General features: G+C 66.7%; 13 protein-coding genes. 8 read left to right on the top strand and 5 right to left on the bottom strand.

The window, feature by feature from the left end:
* Window positions 1-3 precede the first annotated feature (3 nt).
* From EYS21_RS05080 to EYS21_RS05070, 3 genes are all read right to left on the bottom strand, one after another.
* The gene (locus EYS21_RS05080; protein WP_131132113.1) at window positions 4-951 is read right to left on the bottom strand and encodes a carbohydrate ABC transporter permease; all 948 of its coding nucleotides are present in this window, start codon (window positions 949-951) and stop codon (window positions 4-6) included.
* Between the two features lie 11 nt (window positions 952-962).
* Window positions 963-1,868, bottom strand: coding sequence for a sugar ABC transporter permease (locus EYS21_RS05075; RefSeq protein WP_131132112.1), 906 nt, complete (start codon window positions 1,866-1,868; stop codon window positions 963-965).
* Between the two features lie 113 nt (window positions 1,869-1,981).
* The gene (locus EYS21_RS05070) at window positions 1,982-3,313 is read right to left on the bottom strand and encodes a sugar ABC transporter substrate-binding protein (protein WP_131132111.1); all 1,332 of its coding nucleotides are present in this window, start codon (window positions 3,311-3,313) and stop codon (window positions 1,982-1,984) included.
* Window positions 3,314-3,622: 309 nt separating this feature from the next.
* Between EYS21_RS05070 and EYS21_RS05065 the strand changes: the two genes are divergently transcribed.
* The 6 genes from EYS21_RS05065 to EYS21_RS05040 all read left to right on the top strand — a co-directional run bounded on the left by EYS21_RS05065 (window position 3,623) and on the right by EYS21_RS05040 (window position 11,031).
* The gene (locus tag EYS21_RS05065; RefSeq protein ID WP_131132110.1) at window positions 3,623-5,095 is read left to right on the top strand and encodes a glycoside hydrolase family 43 protein; all 1,473 of its coding nucleotides are present in this window, start codon (window positions 3,623-3,625) and stop codon (window positions 5,093-5,095) included.
* 171 nt (window positions 5,096-5,266) lie between these two features.
* Window positions 5,267-6,823, top strand: coding sequence for an ABC transporter substrate-binding protein (locus tag EYS21_RS05060; RefSeq protein WP_131132109.1), 1,557 nt, complete (start codon window positions 5,267-5,269; stop codon window positions 6,821-6,823).
* 15 nt (window positions 6,824-6,838) lie between these two features.
* Window positions 6,839-7,780: an ABC transporter permease gene (locus tag EYS21_RS05055; protein ID WP_131132108.1), complete on the top strand. Its 942-nt coding sequence runs from the start codon at window positions 6,839-6,841 to the stop codon at window positions 7,778-7,780.
* A complete protein-coding gene (locus tag EYS21_RS05050) occupies window positions 7,773-8,633 on the top strand; it encodes an ABC transporter permease (RefSeq protein WP_131132107.1) in 861 nt (286 codons plus the stop codon). Before EYS21_RS05055 ends, EYS21_RS05050 begins: the two co-directional genes overlap by 8 nt.
* Window positions 8,630-10,273 carry an ABC transporter ATP-binding protein gene (locus EYS21_RS05045; RefSeq protein ID WP_131132106.1) on the top strand — a complete coding sequence of 548 codons (1,644 nt, stop codon included), beginning with the start codon at window positions 8,630-8,632 and terminating at the stop codon, window positions 10,271-10,273. Before EYS21_RS05050 ends, EYS21_RS05045 begins: the two co-directional genes overlap by 4 nt.
* A 53-nt stretch (window positions 10,274-10,326) precedes the next feature.
* Window positions 10,327-11,031, top strand: coding sequence for an alpha/beta hydrolase (locus tag EYS21_RS05040; protein ID WP_131132105.1), 705 nt, complete (start codon window positions 10,327-10,329; stop codon window positions 11,029-11,031).
* Between the two features lie 255 nt (window positions 11,032-11,286).
* Here EYS21_RS05040 and EYS21_RS05035 read toward each other — a convergent pair whose 3' ends face one another.
* Window positions 11,287-12,438 (bottom strand): multidrug effflux MFS transporter, encoded by a 1,152-nt coding sequence (locus EYS21_RS05035; protein ID WP_242633314.1) that lies wholly within the window; start codon window positions 12,436-12,438, stop codon window positions 11,287-11,289.
* A gap of 188 nt (window positions 12,439-12,626) precedes the next feature.
* Between EYS21_RS05035 and EYS21_RS05030 the strand changes: the two genes are divergently transcribed.
* Window positions 12,627-13,526 (top strand): helix-turn-helix transcriptional regulator, encoded by a 900-nt coding sequence (locus EYS21_RS05030; protein WP_165478257.1) that lies wholly within the window; start codon window positions 12,627-12,629, stop codon window positions 13,524-13,526.
* Between the two features lie 56 nt (window positions 13,527-13,582).
* Here EYS21_RS05030 and EYS21_RS05025 read toward each other — a convergent pair whose 3' ends face one another.
* Window positions 13,583-14,101: a hypothetical protein gene (locus EYS21_RS05025; RefSeq protein ID WP_131132103.1), complete on the bottom strand. Its 519-nt coding sequence runs from the start codon at window positions 14,099-14,101 to the stop codon at window positions 13,583-13,585.
* A 48-nt stretch (window positions 14,102-14,149) separates the two neighbouring features.
* Here EYS21_RS05025 and EYS21_RS05020 point away from each other — a divergent pair, with 48 nt between their 5' ends.
* A complete protein-coding gene (locus EYS21_RS05020; protein WP_131132102.1) occupies window positions 14,150-14,740 on the top strand; it encodes a dihydrofolate reductase family protein in 591 nt (196 codons plus the stop codon).
* Window positions 14,741-14,742 lie beyond the last annotated feature (2 nt).

Here is a 14,742-nt window from a genome sequence, read left to right as displayed (position 1 = left end):
GGTTCAGCCCTTGGACCCGGAGAGGGCGATGGATTCGATGATCTGGCGCTGGAAGACGATGAAGACGATCAGCACGGGCAGGAGCGCGATGAACGAGGCAGCCATGATCAGGGGGTAGTCGGTCTGGATGGCGTACTGGGCGTTGAAGTTGGCAATGACCAGCTGCAGGGTCTGGGTGCCGGGCGAGTTCAGGTAGATGATGGGCGCGAGGTAGTCGTTCCACACCGCCATGAACCAGAGGATGAACTGCGCTGCGAGGGCGGGCCGGATGGCGGGCATGATCAGCGTCCAGAAGATCTGCAGGTAGGACGCGCCGTCGATCCTGGCGGCTTCCACGATGGAGTCCGGGATGCTGTTCAGGAACTGGCGCAGGAAGAAGATCATGATGATGTTGCCGAAAAGTCCGGGCACGATCAGGGGCAGCAGGGTGTCCACCCAGCCGATGCTGGCAAAGATGGTGAACTGCGGGATCATCAGCGTGGGGAACGGGATCATCAGGCCTGACAGCAGCCCCAGGAACAGGACGTTCTTGAACGGCATCCGCATTTTGGCGAACGCGAAGGCTGCCAGCGCCGAGGTGAGCGAGCCGATGATGGTCACCGAGCAGGCCACAATCAGGCTGTTCTGGATGCCGGTCAGGAGCGGGCCGGCCGTCCAGATCCTGGCGTAGTTCTCCCAGACGAACGGGTCCGGAATCCACTGCGGCGGCAGTTCGAACACGCCATCCTTGGTCTTCAGCGACGTGGAGAAGGTCCAGGCCAGCGGGGCGATCATGATCACGGCGCCCACGGACAGGATGAGCGTGGTGATGAGGTTGCCAAGCTTCAGCCCGGCCTTGGCCGAGCGCTGGCCGCTCCCCCGGGACGGGCCGGACGGACCGCGCCCTGCGGCGGCGGGAATGGCGCCGGCGGGTTCCAGCGGCGGGGTGGTGATGACGTTCTGTGCGGACATGGCTGCCTGCCTCAATCGATCGAAAACTGGTTGCGGCGGTTGAGCCGGAACTGGATGAAGGTAATGGTGAACACCAGCAGTCCCAGGACCACGGACATGGCCGAGGCGTAGCCCATCTGGAGGTTGTCGAAGGCTTTCTGCCAGATGTACCAAACAATGGAAGCCGACTCGAACTCCGGTCCGCCGGTGGGGGTCATGATGTTGATCTCCACGAAGATCTGCGAGCCGCCGATGATGGACGTGACGATGAGGAAGAACGTGACCGGGCGGACCATGGGGATGGTGATGTGGCGGAACTGTTGCCACGCGGTGGCGCCGTCCAGCGAAGCCGCCTCGTAGAGGTACCGCGGCACGGACTGCAGCGCGGCCAGGTACAGCAGCATGGAATATCCCAGCCCCTTCCAGACGGCCATGATGATCAGCGCGGGCTTCACGGTGGACGTGTCCTGCAGCCAGTTGGGGCCTTCAATGCCGATCAGGCCCAGGCCCTGGTTGATCAGACCGAAGTCCCCGTTGAACGCCCACTGCCAGAGGATGGCCACAGCGGCGATCGAGGAGATGACGGGCAGGTAGTAAACGGTGCGGAAGAACGTGGTGCCGCGCATCTTGCGGTTCATGGCCAGCGCCAGCGCCAGCGAGATGACCAGGCCCACAGGGATGCCGATCATCATGAACAGCGTGTTCCACAGCGACTTCAGGAAGTAGCGGTCGCCGAACATCTTGGTGTAGTTGTCCAGGCCCTTGAACACCGGGGCGGAAATGCCGTTCCAGTTAGTGAAGGACGCGTACACGGAGAACAGCAGGGGGAAAAGCGTGAAGAGGAGGAACCCGATCACCGGTATGGCAACAAAGAGCAGCGCGGCCTGGTGTTCCTTCCGGTGAAGCCGCGAGCGTCGCGGGCGCGTGATGGTTGTCATCGCTGGATCCTCTTTGATTCTTGATGGTGGCGCCGGTTGCGGCACCAGGAAAAGACTGGTGGATAGGTGCCGCGGCCCGGCTCGGGCGGGGCCGCGGCACCTGGTCTGCTGGGTTAGTTGCCGGCCTGCTGGTTGGCGGCGTCCAGGAATTCCTGCATCCTGGGCTGCGCTTCCTTCAGGTAGTCCGCGGCGGTCTGCTTGCCGTCCAGCACGGGCTGGATGTTGGTGAACAGCTCGTCGTACCACTCGGCGTTATAGGTGTTCCCGCCGGGAAGGGCACGGCCGTAGTCCTTGACGATCTCCAGGAACTCAGCTTTGTTGGCCGGCTTGGTGGAGGTGTCTGCGGCCCAGGTTTCCGCCATGTCCTTCAGGTTGGGGATCTGGATCCCGGCGTCAACCAGGCTCTGCTGGGCTTCCTTGTTGGCCGTCAGGAATTCGACCAGTTTAACGGCGTCCTCCGGGTACTTGGTGCTTTCGGAGACTGCGATGCCGAGGGTGCCGATCCAGCTGGCGGTCTTGCCGGATTCGCCTGCCGGGTAAGGGATCACATCCCACTCAAAGCCCAGCTTCTGGTAGGTGGAGAGGTCCCAGGGGGCGATGGGGAAGAACCCGATCTCGCCCTTCATCCAGCGCTGGTAGGTGTCCAGGGTCTGGGCTTCGGCCGCGGCTGGCGTCACGCCGTGGACGTTCTGCAGGTCGGCGAACCACTGCAGGGACTCGGCGAATTCCGGGGTGTCCACGGTGACCTTGGTGCGGTCAGCATTGAGCCAGTCCCCGCCGTTGGACCAGACGAACGGCTGCAGGTTCCACTGGACGTTCAGGCCGGTGCCCCACTGGTCCAGGGCGCCGTCGCCGTTGGTGTCGGCGGTGAGCTTCTTGGCCGCAGCCACGAACTCGTCGAAGGTGTAGGGCTTGTCCTTGTCCGGCAGCGGAATGCCGGCCTTTTCCAGCATGGTCTTGTTGTAGCCGAAGGAGAACGGTCCCACGTCCTTGGGCAGGGCGTAGATGGCGCCTTCGCCCACGCGCTTGCCGTCGAAGCGGTAGCTGTCCACGCCGTATTCCCAGATGTTGTCCAGGTCGATCGTGTCGGAGCCTTCCACGTATTCGGTGATGTCCTTGACGATGCCGTTCTGCACGTAGGCCTGGACGTCGCCGGGGCCGATGTAGAACACGTCCGGAACCTGCTTGCCGGCGATGGCGGCCTTCAGCTTGGTGGCGTACTGGTCTGCGGTGGTGACGATGATGTCCACGTCCACGTTGTTTTCCGTTTCAAACTGCTGAACGGCTTTTTCGTAGGCCTTCTTTTCGTCTTCACCTCCGCGGAACATGAAGGTCAGCTTCTTTTCGCCGGTGTCCCCACCGGTGGGGGCGGAGCATCCGCCGAGCATCAGGCCGGCGGCGGTAAAGAGCGCCAGGGTAGCGGCCATGGGACGTGACTTCATCATCACGCAGTCCTTCCGGGTTGGGTTGAGCGATCAAGTTTATGGGCTGGTGGAGAGCCGGCCCCGCAGTCCGCTGTGGCGGACCCGCATCCGGGGCGGTTCGTTTGCAACGTTGTAAGAAACCATCACACAGTGGCTCGGACGCCGTCAAGGGGTGATGCCAAATTAGTTTCCCGCCCCACAGCCCGCCCCTTGACGGTGGCGGCACCGCGTGCAATATTTTTCTTTACAACGTTGCAACAACTGATGGCCTCGGCGCATCCCGACGCCCGTGAACACATTTCCCGGACAACTCTTCGGAAGGACCACGTGATGACGAAGTCACGTTCTTGGGCTGTGCGCGCCGCAGGATTGGCGGCCATTACCGGCCTCGCCCTGTCGGCCCTGGCACTGCCACCAGCCACAGCTTCGGCCCCCGCCCAGGCAGCAACGAACCCCATAGTCGCAACGGCCTGGAACGCACCGGCCGCCCAGCAAAAGGCGAGCCAGAACCTGCCCGCAGACCTCCCCGGCGGCAAATCCGTGGTCGGAGCAACCTCCCCCATCCACGATCCCGCCCTGATCATCGCCGACGACGGCACCTGGTACGTGTACTCCACCGGACTCCTGAACCGGGAGAACGGCGGCACCATCCAGATTTTTTCGTCCCATGACGAAGGAACCACGTGGGAGTACACCGGCACCGTCTGGGACCGGATTCCGGCCTGGATCGATGAGCATTTCTCCGACGGCGAGCTCCCCGGCAATCTCTGGGCGCCGGAAATCACCGAGCATGACGGAACCTACTACCTGTACTACTCGGCGTCGCGCTTTGGCGGGAACAACTCCCTCACAGCGCTGGCCACCAACACCACCCTGGATCCCAGCGATCCTGACTATGAGTGGGTGGACCAGGGCTTGGTGGTGTCCTCCCCGGCCACGGGCCTGGATCCGGACAACCCCGGCAAGACGTTCAACGCGATCGACGCCGGGATCATCGAGGATGCCGACGGCACCCCCTACATGGCGATCGGATCGTTCTGGTACGGGATCTTCCTGGTGCCCATCGAGTGGCCCACGGGCAAGCCGGTGGAGAACTGGCAGTCGCAGACCGTGAACATCGCGGACCGCTTTATGCCCGGCAACCCGGTCGAGGCCCCGTACATCACCGAGCACGACGGCTACTACTACCTGTTTGTCTCCTTCGACTCCTGCTGCCGCGGCGCCGACTCGACGTACAAGGTTGCGGTGGGACGCTCCGCCTCGGTGAAGGGTCCCTATCTGGACAAGGACGGCCGCGACATGTTCGGCGGCGGCGGGTCGGTGGTCCTCGATTCGCACGGGGCCATCACCGGTCCCGGCGGCCAGTCGGTGTTCGGCGACTACCTGGCGTTCCATTACTACGACGGCTCCAACGAGGAGATCCCCTACTTCCCCACGCTCGGCCTGCAGAAGATCAACTGGGTGGACGGCTGGCCGGAGTTCGATCAGACCGTGGAACTGCCGGCGGTCCAGAATCAACCCAAGGCCTCGGCCGTGAAGCCGGGCAAGAAGGCCACCTTCAGTGCCACCGCCACGGGAACACCCGGGCCGGTTGCCGTGTGGGAAAAATCGTCCGACGGCGGCACCTCCTGGCAGCCGGCGGAAACCCAGCCTGCCACCCGGCGGACGGATGAGGGCACCTACCGCTCCACGCTGGAGTTCACGGGGGGCGCAGAACAGGACGGACTGCTTGTCCGCGCCGTGTTCCGGAACGCCCACGGCAAGGTGACCACTGACGCCGTCGGACTTTCCGTGAAGCAGTAAACGCCCGGGATCCGCCCCGGCCCGACACATGCGGCCACCGTCATACTGCCAGCTTGAGTGTGACGGTGGCCCGCGGCACGGGATTAGCCCTTTCGCAGCAGGCAAGGCTAACCTAAGTAGTCCCCATTCTTCACCCGATGTCCCCCCTCGGGTCCTGCTAGGCGGTTTTTCGTGCGTCCACTCCACCGATCCCGGATCACTTTGGGCGTTGCCGCCCTCCTGACACTGAGCGGCTGCGGCTTCAGCGGCGGGCAGGCCCAGGAAGGCACTGCGACCCCCACGGCCGACACGAACCAGCGGATTGTGGTGGACAACTTCCGCGCACCGGTGGCCAACTGGGCGCTGGAATCCGACGCTGCCTACGTCCTGTCACTCTCCGGCTGCCTCGAGACGCTGACCAGCTACGACGCCGCCAAGGGTGAGGTGGTGCCCATGCTGGCCACCGAATGGACGCAGTCCGGCCCGCTCGACTGGGACTTCACCGTCCGCGAAGGAGTGAAGTTCCAGGACGGCACGGCGCTGACCGCCGAGTCGGTAGCCGGCGCCCTGAACCACGTCCTGGCCGCCACCGTCCCGGCCCGCGCGTTCAACAGCAAGATGGTCAGCTCGGTGACCGCGCTGGATGCCGACACCGTCCGGGTCACTACCCCCACCGAGAGCCCGCTGGTCCCCTACCGGCTGGCCAGTGTCAACGCCGGCATCCTCGCCCCGGCCGCCTACACCGGGGAGAACCTGGATCCCTTCGGGACCTGCACCGGACCCTTCGTCCCCGTGTCCGAGGTGTCCCAGCAGTCCCTGACCCTGGAGCGGAACGGGGACTACTGGGGCGGAGACGTGCAGCTCGCCGGCGCCGAAGTCCGCTTCATCACCAACGGCGCCACCCGCGCCGCGCAGGTCCAGACCGGCGAGGCCGACATTTCCCTCTCCATTCCCGTGGCCAGCCTGTCCTCACTTGAAACCGCCGACGGCGTGAAGGTCAACAAGGCCGATTCGCCCCGCACAGCCACCCTCTACCTGAACAACGGCAGGGAACCGCTGAACAACGTGGACGTCCGGACCGCGATCCGGGACGCCCTGGACCTGGAGTCGCTGGCCGCCAGCGTGTACGAAGGTGCAGCAGTCCCGGCCAAGGGTGTCTTCGCGCCGTCCGAACCCTGGGCCGGCGACAAGCAGGAAGCCCCGAAACAGGACCTGGACGCGGCCAAGAAACTGCTCGCCGACGCCGGCTACACGGCGGCCCGGCCGCTGGAGATCATCGCCATCGTGGAGCGGGCCGAGTTCGCCGACGTGGCAGCGGTCATCCAGGAAAACCTGAAGGCCGTGGGGATCCCCGTCAGCATCCAGGCCAAGGAATACGCCGCGGCCGAGCCCGCCGTCCTGGCGGGCAACTACGACATGCTGCTCAGCCAGCGGAACCGCCTGATCGACATCGCCGATCCCATCGGCTTCCTGACCGCCGACTACACCTGCACCGGAGCGTACAACCTCAGCCACTTCTGCAACGCGGAGTACGACCGGATCGTGGCCGAAGCAGCCAAGACCGTGGACGCCGACGCGCGCTACAAGCTGTACGCGGACGCCGGAAACATCGTTGCCGAACAGGCCGTCAACGTGTGGCTGGTCAACGAGCAGGCAACTGATGCCGTCCGCACCAACGTGCTGGGCTACGTCCAGGACCCGCTGTCCCGCTACGTCCTGACGGCCAACACGGCCAAATCAGGTTCCTAGCACCCTTCCTCCGCCATGCTCCCCTTCATCGCCAAGAGAACAGCCACCCTGGTGGCGGCCGTTGTGGTGTCCTCTTTCGCGGTGTTCCTGATTCCGTATTTCACCCCCGGGGACCCCGTCCGCAAGATCATCAGGTCGCGGGTGTCCGGGGATGTGGTGGATGACGCCGCCGTGCAGTCGCTGAGCCTCAGCCTGGGCCTGCAGGATCCGCTGGCGCTCCAGTATTTCCGCTGGCTGGGCCGGATCGCCACCGGCGACATGGGCCTGTCCCACGTCAGCCGGACCCCGGTGGCGGACCAGGTCCTGCCGGCACTGGCCGTGACCCTCAGCCTGGTGGTCCTGTCCCTGGGCCTCGCTGTCGTGGTGTCCCTGCCGCTGGGGATCGCGGCCGGACTGCGGCAGGGGAAGGCCACGGACCGCGTGATCACCACCGTCACGCAGTCCTTCATCGCCATGCCGGAGTATTGGGTGGCGCCGCTGCTGGTACTGGTCTTTGCGCTTAAGCTCTCCGTCCTGCCCTCCGCGGGCTGGGCGGGTCCGGCGTCGATGGTCCTGCCGGCGGTCACGTTGGCGCTGCGCCCGATCAGCTATTTCACGTCCGCCGTCCGCTCCGGCATGATCGAAGCCGCCGCCGCGGAACACGTTCCGGCTGCCCGGGCGAGGGGCCTGAGCCAGGCCCAGGCGATCCTTCACCATGTGGTGCCCAACGGGCTGGTCCCGCTGTCCACGCTTTTTGCCGTCTGGTTTGCCGGGCTGCTGGGCGGCTCGGTGATCGTGGAGGTCATCTTCGCTGTACCGGGCATGGGACGGCTGCTGTTCGACGCCGTCATCAACAGCGACATACCGCTCGCCCAGGGCGGGGTGGTGGTGGTTGTGGCCCTCGCCGTCACCGTGACCACCCTCGCGGACCTCGTGCACCGCCTCCTCAGCCCGGCCGTGGAAGGCAGCTATGCGTAAGCGAACTGGGCTGAACCGACCGACGACGAGGCGCGGGGCAGCAACCGTCGCGGCGGGTGCCGTGCTCGCCGTCGTGGTCCTGGCGGTGCTCATTGCGCCCTGGATCTACCCGTACCCGCCCTCGGAGCAGAACCTTGCCGCGCGCCTCGCCCCGGCGTCCGCCGAACACTGGCTGGGAACCGACCACCTGGGCCGCGACACCCTGAGCCGGCTCCTCGAAGGCGGCCGGTTCTCCATGTCCGTGTCCGCGCTGGCCACGGTGCTGACGTGCGTGCTCGGCGTGGCCGCCGGGGTACTCAGCGCGCGACGGCGCGGCTGGCTGGACGAATTCCTCACGCGGACCAACGATGTGCTGCTCGCGGTTCCCGAGATGGTGGTGGCGCTCTTCATCGTGGCCACGCTCGGCACCGGATTCGGGCCGCTCCTGCTGGCACTGACCGTCACCGGCTGGACGCCTTTCGCGCGGCTGGCACGGACCCTCGCCTACGACGTCTCCAGCCGCGGCTTCGTGGAGGCCGCGCGCGTGGTGGGCTGCCCGCCGTCGTTCATCATCTTCCGGCACGTCATCCCGCACCTGGCCGCACCCATCCTGGGCCAGGCCACGCTCCGGTTCGGCCAGCTGCTGATCAGCGTGGGCGCGCTGTCCTACCTGGGGCTCGGGGTCCAGCCGCCGCAGTCGGACTGGGGATCCATGATGGCCGCCGCGCAGCCGTACACCGAACGCGCCCCGCTGGGGATCCTCGCGCCGGGGCTCGCCATCTTTGTGGTTGCCCTGTGCGTGACCCTGCTGGGGCAGCGCGCGGCCCACATGGCCGCCGGTCCGCTGCTGCTGCCCGCAGCGGAGGCGAAATGAGCGGCCTGAACAACGTTCTGGAGATCAGCGGCCTGGAGGTCCGGAACCTTGGGTCTGCGGGAACGTACGACGGCGGCACGGCCGCGGGTGGCGCGGCTCCCCTGGTCCGGGACCTGTCGCTGTCCGTCGGTGCCGGCGAATTCGTGGCGCTGGTGGGCGGCTCCGGATCAGGAAAGACCCTCACCGCCTTGTCCTGCCTGCGACTGCTGCCGCCGCAGCTGGGCATCACGTCCGGCTCCATCCGGCTGGGTTCCGTTGATGTGACGGCCGCGGGCGAGCAGGAGCTGACGGGGGTCCGCGGCGGCCAGGTGGGCATGCTGTTCCAGCAGCCCAAGCGGATGTTCAACCCTAACCGGACCGTCGGCCAGCACCTGCTGGAGCCGCTGCGGATCCACGGCGGCCTGCGCGGGGTTAGGGCCCGGGATGCCGCGGTGGAAATGCTTCACGAGGTCGGTTTCGACGACCCCGTCCGGGGTTTCCGCGCCTATCCGCACCAGCTGTCCGGAGGGATGGCACAGCGGGCGATGACCGCCGTCGCCCTCGCCGGCCGTCCCCAGCTGCTGCTGGCGGACGAGCCGACGTCGGCCCTGGACAAGATGCTGGAACGGCAGGTGCTCCAGCTGCTGGACCGCGAGCGGCAGGAACGCGGACTCGGCGTCCTCTACATCACGCACAACATTGCGTCCGTAGCCCCGTTCGCCGACCGTGTGCTGGTGATGGATGCGGGCCGCATTGTGGAAAGCGGTCCCACGGCCCGGGTCCTGGCCGCACCGCAGCAGGACTACACCCGTGAGCTGCTCGCGGCGTCGCAGCTGGCGCCGGACTCCCGCCGCCGGCCGGCGCCCGCCGAACGGGACGTCCTCACCCTCGCCGGCGTGCACAAGACCTTCGGGCCGCGACGCCGCCGGCACACCGTCCTCGAGGACGTGAGCCTGGAGCTGAAGGGCGGGGAAATCCTGGGCATCCTGGGCCAGTCCGGCTCAGGGAAAAGCACCCTGGCCCGTGCCGTCGTCGGGCTGGAAAAGGTCACCCGCGGCGCCATCAGCCGTCACCTGGAAGAAGCGGGCAGCGCCCCCGAGGCCACCGCCGTCCAGCTGGTGTTCCAGGAGCCGCACAGTTCCTTTGATCCGCGGATGACGCTGCGCGCCAGCATGGAGGCACCCCTGCTGCGGCGGCGGGGGCTCACGGCCGCGGCGCGCGCCCGGCGGATTGCTGACGCCATGGCCGAGGTGGAACTGGATGAATCGATGCTGGACCGGCGGCCGGGGCAGTGCTCGGGAGGGCAGCTTCAGCGCGCCACGATTGCCAGGGCCCTGCTGCTCGATCCTCGGGTGCTGATCTGCGACGAGGCCACGTCAGCCCTGGATGCCCTGACCCAGCGGACGGTCCTCAACCTGCTGCTGCGGCTGCAGCGTGACCACCGGCTGTCGCTGATCGTGATCTCCCATGACATGGACGTGGTCCGGTACATGTGCGACCGGGTGGCCGTGCTGCTGGACGGGCGGGTGATTGAGGTCGCCGAAACGCAGGCCTTCTTCGCGAGCCCGTCCCATGAGCACAGCCGCGCCCTGGTGGACGCTGCCATCCCCTGCCGGGGAGACCACCTCCGGTCGCTGATGCGCGGGGCTGCCGCCGTCTGATCCCCCTTGCCCTGACCCTTGAGGGGCCGGGGCGGCGCCGGTAGGGTTCGGTCATGGACATCATCCTGGTACCCGGATTCTGGCTGGACGCGTCGTCATGGGATGAGGTCACTCCTCCCCTGGCCACCGCCGGCCACCGCCTGCACCCGCTCACCCTCCCCGGCCTCGAATCAGCCGACGCATCGCGCGCCGGCATCGGGCTGCGGACCCACATCGACGCCGTCGTGGCGAAGCTGGATTCCCTCGACGGCAAGGTGGTCCTGGTGGGCCACTCGGGCGGCGGGGCCATCATCCACGGCGTGGCCGACGCCCGGCCGGACCGTATTGAGCGGAACATCTTCGTGGACAGCGGACCCTTAGGTGAGGGCGGCTGCATCAACGATGAACTTCCGGCCGACGGCGACGACATTCCGCTTCCGCCGTGGGACGGTTTCGAGGACGCCGACCTGGTGGACCTGACGGACGGGCTCCGCACCCAGTTCCGGTCCCGGGCCATCCCGCAGCCCAAGGGCGTGGCCTACGACAAGCAGCACCTCCACGATGTGCGCCGGTACGACGTCCCGGCCACGGTGATCGCGTGCGAGTTCCCGTCGTCGCTGCTGACCGAGTGGATCGACGCCGGCCATCCGTATGTTGCGGAGCTCGCCCGGATCCGGGATGTGGAGTACGTGGACCTGCCCACCGGGCACTGGCCCCAGTTCACCAGGCCGGCCGAACTGGGCCAGGCGATCCTGAAGGCGATGGACCGCACGGCCTGAGGGCCGCCGTCGTACGTCCTGCAAAAGTGACCCGCCGGAAAGTGGTCCGTGCGCTTCGGGCGCCGAGGGAATACATTGGTAGTGCGACTTAGTGAACCGGCGGTTTGGCTGCCGGTTCACTCCCAAGGTGGGGTTTGGGAAACATGCCGGGGCCGGCGGTGAGATGGCCTCAGGGTGAGACCAGGCCACGCTCCCCAGCCACCGCCGGCCCCCTGACGTGTCCGGAGTCGGAACGGCTGCAGGGTTCGAACCGCATCAGCCGCGCCGACGGCTGACCAGTCCAAGGCAAACTACTGCCGCTGCTGCAGAGACAGATGCCACGACGCCGAACGGAACCGCATCGTTGGCGCCGCCGATGCCTACGAGGGGTGCGGCGAGGCCGCCGAAGGCAAAACGCGCCAGCCCCAGGAGTGAAGAGGCCGTCCCGGCGATGTCGGGATAGTCCTTGAGCGCCAGTGAAGTGGCTGGCGGGCTGGTGACGGCCACGCCGCTGACCATGGTGAACAGGGACAGGATGATGGCGGCCAGCGGCAGGTGCAGGAGTGCAGTGGCAAGCAGCCCGAGGGCTCCCGAGGTTGCCATGACCAGGCCCAAGGTGAGGGTTCCGCGTTCGGACCACCGTTCAGACAGGCGGCCGGCGGCGAATCCGAAGACCATAAAGCCGAACGAGTTCAGCCCGAACGCCAATGAGTAACCCTGCGGGGACAGGCCGTACATGCCCTGGAGTATGTACGTTGCCCCGCTCAGGTAGGCGAAGATTGCGGCGTAGCTGAAGCCGGTGATCAGCACGGCTCCGACGAACACGCGGTCTGCGAGGAGTCTGCGGAAGCCGTTGAGGGTGTGGGAGAAGCCCCCGGTGACGCGCCGTTCTGCCGGCAGGGTCTCCCGGAAGACCGCCAGGCAAGCCGCAAGGATGGCGATTCCTACGGCTGCCAGGAACAGGAAGACTCCACGCCAGTCGGTGACCGTTGCGAGCTGCCCGCCGATGACGGGTCCGATAATGGCGGCCAGGCCTCCGAGCACGGTGAGCCGGCCGTAGTAGCGGAGCAGTTTGCCGCCCGAGTAGACGTCGCGGCCTGCCGCCTGCGCGATCACTATGCCGACGGCGCCGGCCAGGCCCTGGACGAACCGTGCCAGGATGAGTGTCTCGACCGTGGGGCTCACCGCGCAGAGGGCGGATGTCAGCGTGTAGGCGACGACCCCGATCAGCAGCGGCGTCCGCCGGCCCAGGCGGTCCGAGAGCGGCCCGGCCACGAGCTGGCCTATGGCGAGGCCCAGCAGGCAGGCGGTGATGGTCAACTGGGCGACCGACGTCGTGCTTTGAAGCTCTGCCGTGAGGGCAGGCAGGACGGGCAGGTAGAGGTCCATGGAGATCGGACCGAAGATTGTCAGCAGGCCGAGCACCACCGCGAGCGGGCGGCCGACCGTTTGCTCACGTGCGGGTGTCGGGGTATCGAGGGCTGTCACGCGTGCTCCGTTCAGGGATGGGTCTTGTCTTCAATGCAACAGGGTCCGCCCGTTCCTAGCGAGGGCTCCGCTTATCCGGGTCCTGGCAGAACCTCCCTAACTTGGGTGACCGGGGGTAGCGTGGACGGGTGGACAACAGGATGGAAGTGCGCGAGTTCCTCGCCTCACGGCGCGCCCGGATCACGCCGGAAATGGCGGGGCTGACGCTCTTTGGCGGTCGACGCCGGGTCCCCGGCCTGCGCCGCGAAGAGGTGGCGATGCTCGCCGGTGTCAGCGTGGACTACTACACCAAGCTTGAGCGCGGGAACCTGTCCGGCACCTCCGAAAGCGTCCTTGACGCGATCGCCAGGGCGCTGAAGCTCGACGAGGCTGAACGGGACCACCTGTACAATCTTGCCCGCGCGTCCAGTCCTTCCGGGAGGGCGCGACGGCGGCCCCTCCAGAGCGGCGCGGTCCGGCCGACCCTCCAGTTCATGCTCGACTCCATCACCACGGCGCCGGCTTTCATCGGCAACCATCACATGGACGTCGTGGCCGCCAACCAGCTTGGCTTTGCCCTCTACTCGGAGATGTACCGCGGACCCACCCGGCCCGCCAACCACTCCCGGTTCATCTTCCTGGACCCCAAAGCCCGGGATTTCTACCCCAACTGGGATCTGGCAGCCAACACCAACGTCGCCATCCTGCGGACGCAGACCGGTCGCAATCCCTTTGATAAACGGCTGGCGGACCTCGTGGGAGAACTGTCCGTGCGCAGCGAGGAATTCCGGACGCGCTGGGCCGCCCACAATGTCCGGCGCCACTACGCCGGCACCAAGGTTTTCCACCACCCGGTGGTGGGCGAACTCGAACTTGCCTACGAGGCGATGGAGCTGGCTGAGGACCCGGGATTTACCCTCACCGTCTATCCGGCGGTGCCCGGATCCCCGTCGGATGAAAGGCTGCGCCTGCTCGCGAGCTGGGCGGCCACCGAACGGATCCAGGACGTGGCCAGTGCAGCCGAGCCGCAGGACAGCCGCCGCCCGTGAACGCCGCCAACGTTGTACCGGGCCGGGTTGGGTTGGACGGGCTAGGTTGGACGGGGCTAGGCGGAAGGCACGAGCCTGAAAGCGTAGCGGCCCTGGGGTCCGTTGCCGGGATTCATCGAGAGGTCAACTCCCTCGGTGTCCAGCTGCACCTGCGCCTTGAAGACGCTGCCCTCGCAAGGGACCTGGACGGGTGCCAGAACTTCGACGCCTGCCCAGGAGGACACAGACAGCTCAGCCTCGGATGGTCCGTCGCAGATGAAGTGCAGTTCGTAGTTTCCGGGCTTGGCCGACAGCCCGGATCCGATGGTGGTATTCGAACTGGCTGACCCGGCCAACTGGCCAGGCAGCCGTGGTTGCAGCTGCTGCGATGACCATTCACGCATGTCGTCGAAGCCGGAAGGCTTCGGGAGGCTGTCCGGGAAGGACCGGGTCGGCTCCGTTGATGCCTGTGGCGATGTTTGGACCGGTCCCGCACCGGGACCACCGTACTCACAGCCCGACAGCGGAATGACAAGCGCGGCCGCAATGAGCAGTGCCCGCTTGAGCTGAGTCTGCGTCCCCCATAGAGCTGACATGCCCCGAGTCTAGGGCCTAAACCGCGGGGTGGTGGCATGATGGGGCACATGAGCCGAGTCACGTGTGATCTGACTATCTCCCTCGACGGATTCGTCGCCGGCCCGAACCAAACCCCGACCGACCCCCTGGGCGCCGGCGGGGAGCTCCTGCACAGGTGGCAGTTCGAGGAACCCGAGGACAACGCAGCCGCACTCGACGGCATCCTGGCAGCCGGGGCGTACATCATGGGGCGGAACATGTTCGCAGGGCCCGGGGCGTGGGATGCGGAATGGCGGGGTTGGTGGGGTGAGGATCCGCCGTATCACGCACCCGTTTTCGTTCTCACCCATCAGCCGCGCCCGCCTTTGCAGATGCCGGGCGGCACCACGTTCAACTTCGTGGCCGACGGGATCGAATCGGCGCTGGCCCAGGCGCGGAAAGCCGCCGGCAGCAAGGACGTGGCCATTGCCGGAGGAGCGCAGACCGCCCGCCAATACCTGTCGGCAGGGCTGATCGACGAGCTGCGGCTCCACATCGCGCCCATCCTCCTGGGCGCGGGTGAACGGCTGTTCGACGGCGTCGCGAACCTCAACCTTGAGCCGACGGAAGCGAGCGGCACCAGCCTCGTCTCCCACGTGCGCTACCGGGTCATCCGCTGACG

The organism is Arthrobacter sp. S39, from assembly GCF_004320525.1.
Classification (GTDB): Bacteria; Actinomycetota; Actinomycetes; order Actinomycetales; family Micrococcaceae; genus Arthrobacter.
The sequence above is the reverse complement of the archived record's forward strand: the minus strand, read 5'-3'. Positions and strand labels throughout refer to the sequence as shown.

Bases quoted from the DNA above. Each gene is read 5' to 3' on its own strand.
- EYS21_RS05080 (WP_131132113.1), bottom strand. From the start codon at position 951: ATGTCCGCACAGAACGTCATCACCACCCCGCCGCTGGAACCCGCCGGC.
- EYS21_RS05075 (WP_131132112.1), bottom strand. From the start codon at position 1,868: ATGACAACCATCACGCGCCCGCGACGCTCGCGGCTTCACCGGAAGGAA.
- EYS21_RS05070 (WP_131132111.1), bottom strand. From the start codon at position 3,313: ATGATGAAGTCACGTCCCATGGCCGCTACCCTGGCGCTCTTTACCGCC.
- EYS21_RS05065 (WP_131132110.1), top strand. From the start codon at position 3,623: ATGACGAAGTCACGTTCTTGGGCTGTGCGCGCCGCAGGATTGGCGGCC.
- EYS21_RS05055 (WP_131132108.1), top strand. From the start codon at position 6,839: ATGCTCCCCTTCATCGCCAAGAGAACAGCCACCCTGGTGGCGGCCGTT.
- EYS21_RS05050 (WP_131132107.1), top strand. From the start codon at position 7,773: ATGCGTAAGCGAACTGGGCTGAACCGACCGACGACGAGGCGCGGGGCA.
- EYS21_RS05045 (WP_131132106.1), top strand. From the start codon at position 8,630: ATGAGCGGCCTGAACAACGTTCTGGAGATCAGCGGCCTGGAGGTCCGG.
- EYS21_RS05040 (WP_131132105.1), top strand. From the start codon at position 10,327: ATGGACATCATCCTGGTACCCGGATTCTGGCTGGACGCGTCGTCATGG.
- EYS21_RS05025 (WP_131132103.1), bottom strand. From the start codon at position 14,101: ATGTCAGCTCTATGGGGGACGCAGACTCAGCTCAAGCGGGCACTGCTC.
- EYS21_RS05020 (WP_131132102.1), top strand. From the start codon at position 14,150: ATGAGCCGAGTCACGTGTGATCTGACTATCTCCCTCGACGGATTCGTC.